At 46.5% G+C, this 10,877-nt stretch carries 10 protein-coding genes; 3 read left to right on the top strand and 7 right to left on the bottom strand.

The annotated features are described in order from the left end of the window. The 3 genes from G8764_RS21985 to G8764_RS21975 form a co-directional block, all read left to right on the top strand. On the top strand, positions 1-405 hold a 405-nt coding region (locus tag G8764_RS21985), incomplete at its 5' end, for a DODA-type extradiol aromatic ring-opening family dioxygenase (protein WP_481859753.1). 336 nt (positions 406-741) lie between these two features. Further along, on the top strand, positions 742-1,782 hold the full coding sequence (locus tag G8764_RS21980; RefSeq protein ID WP_166168470.1) for a VOC family protein: 1,041 nt from the start codon (positions 742-744) through the stop codon (positions 1,780-1,782). Between the two features lie 37 nt (positions 1,783-1,819). Then, entirely contained in the window at positions 1,820-2,944 is a 1,125-nt protein-coding gene (locus G8764_RS21975; RefSeq protein ID WP_166168463.1) for an FAD-dependent monooxygenase, read from the top strand. 284 nt (positions 2,945-3,228) lie between these two features. Here the strand turns inward: G8764_RS21975 and G8764_RS21970 are convergent, their stop codons facing one another. The 7 genes from G8764_RS21970 to G8764_RS21940 all read right to left on the bottom strand — a co-directional run. Further along, the gene (locus tag G8764_RS21970; protein ID WP_166168460.1) at positions 3,229-4,110 is read right to left on the bottom strand and encodes an alpha/beta hydrolase; all 882 of its coding nucleotides are present in this window, start codon (positions 4,108-4,110) and stop codon (positions 3,229-3,231) included. Between the two features lie 85 nt (positions 4,111-4,195). Beyond that, entirely contained in the window at positions 4,196-4,864 is a 669-nt protein-coding gene (locus G8764_RS21965) for a FadR/GntR family transcriptional regulator (RefSeq protein ID WP_166168457.1), read from the bottom strand. 238 nt (positions 4,865-5,102) lie between these two features. Further along, complete coding sequence (locus G8764_RS21960) at positions 5,103-6,113, bottom strand: dihydrodipicolinate synthase family protein (protein ID WP_166168454.1); 1,011 nt, start codon at positions 6,111-6,113, stop codon at positions 5,103-5,105. A 19-nt stretch (positions 6,114-6,132) separates the two neighbouring features. Next, a complete protein-coding gene (locus tag G8764_RS21955; protein ID WP_166168451.1) occupies positions 6,133-7,167 on the bottom strand; it encodes an ornithine cyclodeaminase family protein in 1,035 nt (344 codons plus the stop codon). 20 nt (positions 7,168-7,187) lie between these two features. Next, positions 7,188-8,654: an NAD-dependent succinate-semialdehyde dehydrogenase gene (locus G8764_RS21950; protein WP_166168448.1), complete on the bottom strand. Its 1,467-nt coding sequence runs from the start codon at positions 8,652-8,654 to the stop codon at positions 7,188-7,190. A 541-nt stretch (positions 8,655-9,195) separates the two neighbouring features. Continuing rightward, complete coding sequence (locus tag G8764_RS21945; RefSeq protein ID WP_166168445.1) at positions 9,196-10,476, bottom strand: NADH:flavin oxidoreductase; 1,281 nt, start codon at positions 10,474-10,476, stop codon at positions 9,196-9,198. 66 nt (positions 10,477-10,542) lie between these two features. Then, on the bottom strand, positions 10,543-10,877 hold a 335-nt coding region (locus tag G8764_RS21940; protein ID WP_166168442.1), incomplete at its 5' end, for a Rieske (2Fe-2S) protein.

Here is a 10,877-nt window from a genome sequence, read left to right as displayed (position 1 = left end):
CAGCGCTGTTTATGGTTTTGCCGCCTGGCTGACGGTCTATTTCTGGCTGCCAGAAACGCGCAAGCCAATGCCCGCCATGAGCGTTTGGACGCAGTTATCGCAGACGTTCAGCCTGGTGAAAATATATGGCAGCAGGCACAGTGGCGAACCTTTTGTGAAATGTTGCCTGAATATGCGGCGAAAGGACACGGCGAAGGCTTTATGCACGATACCGCAATGCTGTTAGGGGCACTGGGCTGGTCTGAATATGATCAGCCAGCTGAAGTAGTTACTCCCTATTTTGGCAGTTCCGGTACGGGGCAGATCAATGCGATTCTGCCGGTCAGCCCTGTGTCGGGATCTGAGATCCCCAAGCCCAAAGCCTCTCTGGCTCGGGAAATGATTTATGGGGACAGCAGAATTTAATATCTGCCAAACATGTAAACCGTTTCTACCGATTAAACGGGTAATCACCCAAGCTCTCGAATCAAACCATTCGAGAGCCATTAACAAGCATCTATTTCAATCAATCGATATAGATGCTTTTAAAACAATTAAAAAGACATCAAGAAAATTCACCTCGTCATTTGCAAGCGTTCAATTCGAACAATTAAAAAATTTAAGTACTTAAGCTTGATACAAATCAATAACCCAAGGTCAGTGACTGATATACTCCAAATAAGAAACAGAACGTTTCGAATTTAAATAGAAAGTAGCTTTCTTTAAATTTAAAAAATTATTGATAAAACAGAGGGTATAGATGTGGCAATCGTAGGCATAGAAACATTGGTTTATAGCGTTGATGATTTTGATACTTCAACACGGTTTTTTGAAGATTATGGACTGCCCTTAATTAACCGGGATGACATTCACAAGGTTGCTCGCTTCCAACTGGCTGAAGGCAGCAATGTCTATATCCGCAAGCATGACGATCCCTGGTTTCAAAACAGCAAAATGGTTGGTAACGGTGTAAGAGAATGCATCTGGGGCGTGGATACTCAGGAAAGTCTGCAGCGACTCACCGATAATCTTGCGAAAGATCATGAACTGAAACAAGACGCCGATGGCACCATACGTTTTGTAACTGCCTTCGGTCAGGCCATCGGCTTAAAAGTCTGGACCAAGCAACCCGTTTTTAGCCATCCCTCTTTAACCAATTCGCCGGGACGCCACCAACGCATCAATGAAACGGTCAAATGGCATCGCCGCGCTATTCCTAAATCAATTCAACACGTGGTTTGGGGCTATAAAGATGTTAATGAAACCCTGTTGTTTTACCGTGATCGGTTGAATTTTCGTCTGGTAGATCTACAGATAGGTTCTGGTGTTTATATTCGCGCGGATGGCGCTACAGATCATCACAACATGTTTATTGCCGATGCCAATAACCCGGCGCTCGGTTTTGCTTGCGAGCACGCCTTTCACCATGCCAATTTCGGTGTTGAAAGCATCGATGAACTGATGACCGGAAAAAACTACATGGAACGCCGCGGTTGGCCGAAATCCACCTGGGGATTAGGCCGACACAGAATCAGCTCTGGTGCGTTCCTGTACTTACACTGCCCTGCTGGCGGCGAAGCTGAATACGGTACCGATATTGATGTACTGGATGATCGCTGGCAACCACGTGTTTGGGAACAATTCTTTGGTTTCCATATCTATGTGCACAACCTACCCGAGTTTGTTATGCATGAAATTGAGTGGAATATGGGCTTTTGTTCACCAGACACCTTGTACCCTACCGGCGACACACCAGGGGCAGCGGCTTCCGCGCCTGTCCAGGAATTGGTAAGTAATTCATAAGCAATAACAGATTAAAAACGTAAGGCGGGAGAAAAAGATGAGTGAAAAAGTATTAGTTATTGGTGGCGGTATCGCAGGTTTTTCTACAGCAATCGGACTACACCAACGCGGCATTGATGTAGAAATTGTGGAGCTGCACAAGCAATGGCAGGTTTACCACGTAGGCATTATTGTACAAAGTAATTTTATTCGTGCACTGGCCCAGCTTGGCGTTGGCGATAAAGCCGTCCAAGCCGGCTACCCCTATAAAGGCTGGCGCTTTTTAAAAAATGATGACGGTAAAGAACTTGCTCGTGACGAAGGTGTTTCTTCAATCGGCGAAGAATACCCTGCAGATCTTGGCCTAGCACGACCCGCATTGCATGATGTTTTATTCAACAAAGTGTCAGAGCTCAACATTCCTCTACGCCAAGGGGTGACATTCACATCATTCAAGCAAACGAATGATCACGTAGTGGTTGAGTTTACCGATGGAACTCAGGGCACCTACGATATTGTTGTCGCAGCAGATGGTGCCTACTCCAAAGTGCGCGAAGAACTGTTCGCAGGCAAATACAAGCCAGAATTTTTTGGTCAGGGCGTATGGCGCTACAATCTCAAACGTCCGAAGGATCTGGAGTGGGCGGAGGGCTATATTACCGACCCGACCCGATCTATCGGAACTGTACCGCTCACCGAAGAAGAAATGTATATCTTTGTTTGCTGCTGCGAACCGGGTAACCCCTATTTCCCGCCGGAAACACTGGCCGAAGAAATGCGTAAACGCCTGACAGGTTATGGCCCGATTATCGACAGCTTTGCAGAACAAATTACCGATCCATCGCTGGTGGTATACCGGCCACTGGAAGTCTGCATCGTACCAAAGCCCTGGTATAAAGGCCGCGTTGTATTAATTGGTGACGCCGCCCACTCGGCTACCCCTCACCTTGGACAAGGTGCGGCTATGGCGGTCGAAGATGCGGTTGTACTTGCTGAAGAATTAGATTCTCCGGCCAGCATGGAGCAACGTCTGGAACGATTTATGGAGCGCCGCTTTGACCGCGCTAAATATATCGCAACACAATCCATGCAATTGGGCCAATGGATGATAGATCTCGACTCCAATGCAAATCCAATCGGCGTATACCAAGAAGTACGCAAGAAGATTGCAGAACCGATTTAATATAATACACTAAGCGTTACAAGGGGGGACTTCCCCCTTACTGTAAGCATAAAGCTATTAGTTCTTATCCCGTCATACTCAAAAAAAATTTGGCAAAATAAGCTATCAATCTACATCTGACTCAGATAAATCCTTATGTAATTCATGATCAAGACTGCATGAGTCGCTTGGCTGATTTAGTACGAAACAGAGCTCCTTAAAACGTCTAACAGTTATACGTTATTAAGCTGTTTAAAGACGTTATTAAATCAAACCTTTTGACATTCACTACCGGTAACAGGCAATCAACTGGCATCTTGTAGAAAACGAAAAATTCCCTCAAAGGCTTTTTCTGCCATTTTGGTGGGATAGTTTAAAAATAAATGAGGGGCTTCTGGATATATATTAATTTGTGCACGATTTCCTGCCGCAAGCCAACGCTGCGTCATAAACAAGGAGTCATCCAATACAGAGTCATCGGTACCCACCGTAAAACAAGCCGCGGGCAAATCATAAAGGTCAGCGTACAAAGGGGAAATACTCGCATCTCTCAACTCCGTTAAACTTTTATCAGGAAATGCAGCTGCACGGATACCTGCCAAAATATCTGGCGACAAAAAATGGGCGGATGTCGCAGCAAGCTGGCTCGGAGTCATTGAAAAGTCGTAATTACCGAAAACCAAATTTGCTGCCCGAAACAGCTTGTGGCGTCTACCACTATCCCGAAGCTGTAAAAGTGTCTGTACCGCCAGTGTTGCACCTACCGAATCCCCGCCAATCAACAACACATCGCTATCAAAATATTGATTAGCGCAGTCAACCAACCAGTTAGCAGCGGCGAGACAATCTTGTAATTGAGCGGGAAAAACATACTGTGGCGCCAAGCGATAATCAACGCTGACGGTAGCGAATTGGCAAGATCGCGCAAGCATTGAGTTAGCAGCATCACTTCTTTCGGCCGATCCGAACTGAAATCCGCCACCGTGAATATGTAAATACACCCCTCTCAACTTACCTTCCGGTCGAATCACACGAACGTTGCAGTGAGGATAATCTGGGAGTGAAACAATTTCAGCCGGCAATAACATTTCCGAGTTTGGAACAGGCGGCAAGTGACCAGCAAATGACTGAAGAACTCTTTTTTGATCAGCTGTAAATTCATTCAACGCTGGGTCAATAAATGTCATATAACGTCCTAAATTTTGGGTTGATTTGCCAAGAAGCTTTTAAAAAAATCACGATATTGCCCTAGAAAAATGAGAAACGGTATTTTTAAAGCCTGTTGCCAAACATTTTGGCTCTAACAGATAGAATATGCTGACACATCAATGCTTCTGCGCTGTCGGGGTCATGAAGTTCAATAGCTTCAACAATAGCTCGGTGTTCTTCTTCCGTTTGCAGCCTTTGAGGGGCTTTTTTTTCTGTCCCGAAAACAGATTCAACGCGAAGCTTTAAATGATAATCCACTTCATTTTTAAGTGATTTATATAGCGAAACTAACAAAAAATTGTGCGATGCAGACGCAATGGTAAGGTGAAGACTATCGTCCAATGCCTTCCAGTGCTCAAAAGATGTCGCATTTGCCATCGCTTCTAGACTGGCTTCCATTGCTTGTATGTCGCTATTCTTCGCATGCATTGCAGCCAACGCCGCCAGCTGTGGCTCAAGAGCCAAGCGCGCCTGAATCACTTGATCGACACTGATCGAGTAGGCCATATTCCCTTCCGGAAAATGGTCAACTCTATGCCCGACGAAAGTCCCTTTTCCTACATGTCGCCAAATTAAACCTTCGCTTTCAACTTTTCTTAACAGTGTCCTCAAACGCCCTCGTGACACTCCAATTTCACTGCTTAACCTAGGTTCCGGCGGCAATTTTTCTACGCCCTGACGCCTGGCGCTGGCAATATAGTCTTTTAGTTTTTCAATATCGGAATCAATCATGATTTTTCAAAAGTGAAAAGGTGGCAATTTCTGAAACTATGTCTCGCCTGTACTCAGACAAAGCACTCAAAACAATAACAATCACTTTACGTGCAAGAACTGGAAGACACAATAAGCAGATAATGAGCGGCATAAGCATTTAACCTGCCACCTTTAAATTTTACAAACACCACCGTTAGCAGGCGGCAGCTTTTACGTAATAATAAGCTGCCTCCGCCACTGCGGCGATATAACCAGGCTATTCCGGGTTCCGACCAATATAGAAATTGGCATTAGGCTCAGGAGGTACACCAAGACCTACGGCCTCAATTCCGCGACGCCATTGCCCCATAAGATTATCACTTATGCGCCCAGTTGGTTGACGCAACGGCCCACCGTTCAAACCTATGGTCCAATCCTGGAATTTCCACATCATACGATTGAGGACACCCGAAAATAAAACACCTTGGTTAACAGCTGATTGTGCTTGTCGTGCTGGGTGCAACTTCCAGAACATATCCATAGCTTCATCCTGATTACCTTTTACTGCAGCGTCAAACATGCGAGGGAAGTAGTCACCATAACAGGCGGAATAGTTGGTGCCGCTATACTGAAAATCCATTTCGGCCATTAGTGGAACTATTTCAGCTTCTAGTGGGCACGACACAATAACATCTTTAAACTGGCGATAGACATCCAGCAAACCACCAATACCTGGTAAGTCACCCTCCGCTTTGATGGCCACGATGGTCGGACAATCATCCACTAGGCGTCGCAGTAATGGCATAGACATTTGTGCAGGATGAAGCCGGCCGAAATTCCATAAGGGTACCGGGAATAGCATTACACCCATATCAACCTTGTCGCAAAAGGCTCGAGTATAATTGTATACATCCTGCTCAGTTTGTGGATAGAAATTGGCTGGGTAACAGAGCAACACATAATCACAATAAGGTGTTGCACGTTGCGCGACTTCAATATTTTGCTCCAGGGTGTTATAAGCAGCGTGATGAACAAGGCGCAGCTTTCCCTCTGCTGCTTCATGAGCCCATTGAGCAAATTGAATATACTCATCGGGGCTGAATGCGATGTCGGCACAGAGTAATGCCCCACCAAAACCAAACTCGATAAGCTTACGTACATCATGCTGAATCGCAGCTTTGTTCAGACTTTTAAGGTCAGCGGTAAATGTTGGAATCAATACGCAATCAACCCCGCGCATATACTCTTTAGTCCATTCCCGGGCTTCTAGACGAAGATACTGAGACATAATAACTCCAAATTATTGATTAAAATTGTTTTGAGGTAAAAGAGATAGGCAAGCTTTGTGCTAAGCCTTTTTGCACAGCAAGATCATACGCAAGCGTTGCAACAGCTATATCTTGCAGCGGCCCACCTACTGACCGGTAAAGGCGGAAATGACAGTCCTGCAGCGCTTTATCTGCCTCGCCCAACATCAACTGGTTGAGTGAAAAAACTTTATGGTGAAAAGCAATACCTTCACGGGCAGCTGTAATGAAGCAGCCAGTCTCTTCGGTGACTTCCTCCGGTACGTCGGCGATAATAATGCCAGCCTGTTCAATAGCGCAGGTATCAACCTCGTAGTGATCAGGCAGTGTCGCACCAATCGAAGCAACCACGGTTTCTGGACTCAACCACTCGCCGTGTAACACGGGTTTACCGTCCATTGTACGGGTAGCACCAACCACCATTTCCTGGCCAGATACTGCTTCCTCGGCATGACTAACAGCACGCGTCGGCACACCTGTTTCCGCTTCAAATGCCTCGGCAAAAGCATTGCGGCGCGCTTCTGTAGGGCTGAATACGATTAACTGTTTAAGAGGACGAATCGAGTGAATTGCACGAGCATGGGTAGCCGCTTCAGTACCGCTGCCCAACACCCCAAGTGTAGCCGCCGACGTTGGTGCCAAACGATCCATCGCTAACGCTGTCGTTCCAGCCGTGCGCATTGCAGTAATTGCAGCTGCATCCAGCAACGCGGTCACTCGCCCAGTTTGCTGATCAAACAGTGAGATCAGGTATTCAATACAAAAATCTCGCGACAAACCAAATTGCTTTACACCCATAAAACGCCCCGTAGGATCCAGCCCGGTGAGAGTACGCATCCAAGTACGGTCTGGACCTCGCGCCAGAACACGCGGCGGACTCACTCCGTCAGAATGAGGGATGGAATACGTTTTTCTTAACGCATCAATCATTGAGGGCCAATCCAATACCTGCCGAACAATATCGTCGGAAACAAATACAGGCGATACACTTGACAATTTATGCTGTTGTTTTTCAGTCATCGTTTCTTGGCTCATTATTTTTACTCCAATACTCGTTAAAAGCCTGCACCTTCCCAAGCGAGGTATTTGATTTCCAGATATTCGTCGATCCCGTAAATAGAACCTTCACGACCAAGACCCGATTGCTTTACGCCGCCAAAAGGCGCAACTTCGGTGGAAATAAGTCCGGTGTTGATACCAACCATACCGCTTTCCAAGGCAGCTGCAGTGCGCCATATGCGTTTTGCATCCGCAGAAAAAAGATATGCAGCCAAACCGAATTCAGTGTCATTAGCGAATGCGATAACATCGGCTTCATCACTGAAACGAATCAATGGTGCAACCGGTCCAAACGTTTCTTCATGACACACTTTCATCGCCTGAGTCACATCGGCCAGAACCGTAGGCTCAAAAAAGTTTCCGCCTCTAATGTGCTTTTTCCCACCGACGATAACTCGCGCCCCGCTACTAATCGCATCTGCAATATGCTCTTCAACTTTGGCAACAGCTGCACCGTCAATCAACGGGCCCTGTTGTACGCCGTCGTCAAAACCATCGCCTACAACGAGAGCATTGACCGCCGTCGCCAATTTTGCTGCGAAAATCTCATAGACGGCGTCTTGTACATAAACACGGTTTGCACTGATACAAGCTTGACCTGTGTTTCTATATTTAGTGGCGATTAACCCAGCCACTGCTGCATCGACATCAGCGTCATCAAAAACGATAAATGGAGCATTCCCGCCCAATTCCATCGATACTTTTTTTATGGTCGATGCCGACTGGCTTATTAGCATGCGCCCCACTTCTGTTGAACCGGTAAACGTTACTTTGCGAACGGCAGGATTACTCGTTAACTCGGCACCTATAACTCGCGCTTCGCCTGTTACAACATTGAACACCCCTTTTGGCATACCTGCTCTGGCTGCAAGTTCGGCCAAAGCAAGTGCGGTAAGTGGAGTTTGCTCTGCAGGCTTAACAACCATCGTACAGCCAGCTGCAATAGCAGGAGCAGCCTTTCGCGTTATCATTGCTGCCGGGAAATTCCACGGAGTTATTGCGGCGCAAACACCGATAGGCTCTTTAAGTGTCACAATACGACGCGTACTTTCCGTTGCCATCATGACATCGCCTTTTACACGCTTGGCTTCTTCCGCAAACCATTCAACAAAGGACGCCGCATAAGAGACTTCCCCTTTTGCTTCAGCGAAGGGCTTACCCTCTTCCAAAACGATCAGCGTAGCTAGATCGTTGCTGTACTCAACAATCAACTCGAACCATTTACGAACAATGCACGCACGCTCTTTTGCAGATCGCAAACGCCAACTTTTAAACGCTTCGTCTGCCGCCACAATAGCCTCAGCGACCTGTTCCTGACCCAGCCGTGGTATTTCACCTAACAAAGCGCCGGTGGATGGGTTAAACAAAGACTTCACGCCCCGGGAGCCACTAGCAAGCCAGCGGCCATTCACAAACGCAGCTGTTCGAAACAAGCTTAATTCTTCAAGATCTAGTTTTTTCATAACGACTCACTGTTTAGGTAAAAGCTTTTAAAACCTGTCTGTTTGTCAACACCTTCATCACAGAACGAACAACATCAATCATCAGATCAAAGGATGTAAACCCGGAACTACTCGTAAGATGTCGCCCTCAACTCAAAAAAAGGTTTTGACACAGACAAAATTGAGCTACTCAATTCTAAATCAATCCTAATTTATCCGGAAAAGGTAATCAATCACTTTGTAAACGAACCGTATCAAAATAGAGAAAATAAAAAAATAAATGGCAATACTTGCTTAAAAAATACATATTTTATAGATAAATATGCATTTTCAGGGAGAATGGAGATGAAGGCGCTTTTTCTTAACTAGAAATTAGGCAGCTTAATTCCGAACTAATCTATAAGAAAATACTAAAAGGAGGCATGAAAAACAAAAAAGAGGGCCACGGTATGGCCCAAAGGCACAAGTATTTTGGCTACTCATCCAAAAATGTGCTGAACAAAAACAACACCCTACTTTATTTGGGAGTAAGACTGATAAAAAACATAAGTTTGTAATAAAATTACTCTGGTTTGAGCTTCAACAAGAGGCGAATCAAACCCATAAATATCTTGGAGCCAGTAACGCCAAGAACAACCTGCTCAAACATAGCAGGCAACAACCGTGACAAGGGCGCAGATTTCCCCATGCGCGCTTCTCGCCCAGTTTCAGGGTTTGCAAAACAGCGCACTGGCATATTGAATGCCAGTCTGCGAAGACAGTAATTCTGTCTATCACAACGAATGATTTCTTCAGCCTTGCCTTGCTTCAGTTTATTCACATAATTCGGATCAGCGAGTAATGGCCTGGCCAGCATAACCGCATCCCCGCAATCCTCTTCGATGGCCGAACGCGAGTTTTGCGGTTCGTGGAGTCCTTGCAGTAATAGCGGAACGCGCAGCAATTCCCGGAATATTTTAGCAGCGCCGCTATCGATCAAGCCACCATCGACGGCCGGAGTACTGACACTCATTGTTTCATAACAACCGTCAGACAAAGCCACATAATCCAACCCCGCCGCCTCTACCAACTTGGCGAGCTCAGCGTAACCGCTTGCATCCTGCCCGCCTTCGACACGCTCTGTAGCAGTAATGCGTAGACCAATAACAAAATCCGTACCGGCGCGCTGACGAACTGCAGAAACAATATTGACCAGAAAGCGTGCTCGGTTTTCAACGGAGCCACCGTATTCGTCCTTGCGCCAATTTGTCCGTGGAGAGGAAAAGGATGCCGCGAAATAGCTCAGATGTGCTGGAATTTCTACGCCGTCCCAACCGGCTCTTTGCATTCGTAAACAACTTTCAATAGTTTCACTCTCCAACGCTTTGATTTCAGCGATGGTCGCCTCCCTTGGCGTTGGCGTAGTCCGCCCCCCCGGAACAATAATGCCTTGAGGAAACTGATTCTCGGGAATAACAACATTCAAAGGACTAGCGGAAATAATATCTTCGCCGTTTCTCGCAACTCCCATTCGACCAAAACCTGTCATCACTTCTGCAATAATCGGTACGCCATGAGTCTTCACCACTTCCGCCACTTCCCGCAACTCAGGCAAATACTCCTCGATATCCATTCTTAACAACGGATGAAAAGGTGCCTCGTCATGACCACGGCGGGTACCGATAGCACCACCCACAATGATCATGCCTACCCCACCGCGAGCCCTAGCCTCCAGAAAGGCGATGGTTTGCGCACTGGGACGGCCATCTTTTTGTGGCTGCAGAACAGCCATCGGCCCCAGAATCAAACGATTCTTGAGTTCCAGATTACCAACCCGCAAGGACTGAAACAGCACATCACTCATATTATTTACCTTTCTTATAAGACATAACCTTACGCACGCTTCAAAATTTAAGCTCACCCATTACCGTTACGCGTATTCCGACGAGGCATCCGCCTTACTACAAGTGTCATATAAAATACAAATCTCGTTATTTTCATTCACGAAAAGTGGTATACGCGTTAGCGACATTCCTTTACACGGCCCAGAAATGCAAAGCCCAGTAGCAGGTTCAAATCGAGCACCATGGGCCGAACACACAATCTCGGCACCACTGGAATCCAGGTACGCATCTTTCTTCCACGGCAGTGAGGCGCCATTCACATGTGGGCAAGAATTCAAATAAGCATGAAATCCAGTCGCGTCTTTCACGACGAAAACCGTATCGATTCCACGATTGCTTAGATCGAAACCCTTGGCGCCCT

The organism is Pseudomaricurvus alcaniphilus, assembly GCF_011440395.1.
GTDB classification, from domain to species: Bacteria; Pseudomonadota; Gammaproteobacteria; order Pseudomonadales; family Cellvibrionaceae; genus Pseudomaricurvus; species Pseudomaricurvus alcaniphilus.
The sequence above is the reverse complement of the archived record's forward strand: the minus strand, read 5'-3'. Positions and strand labels throughout refer to the sequence as shown.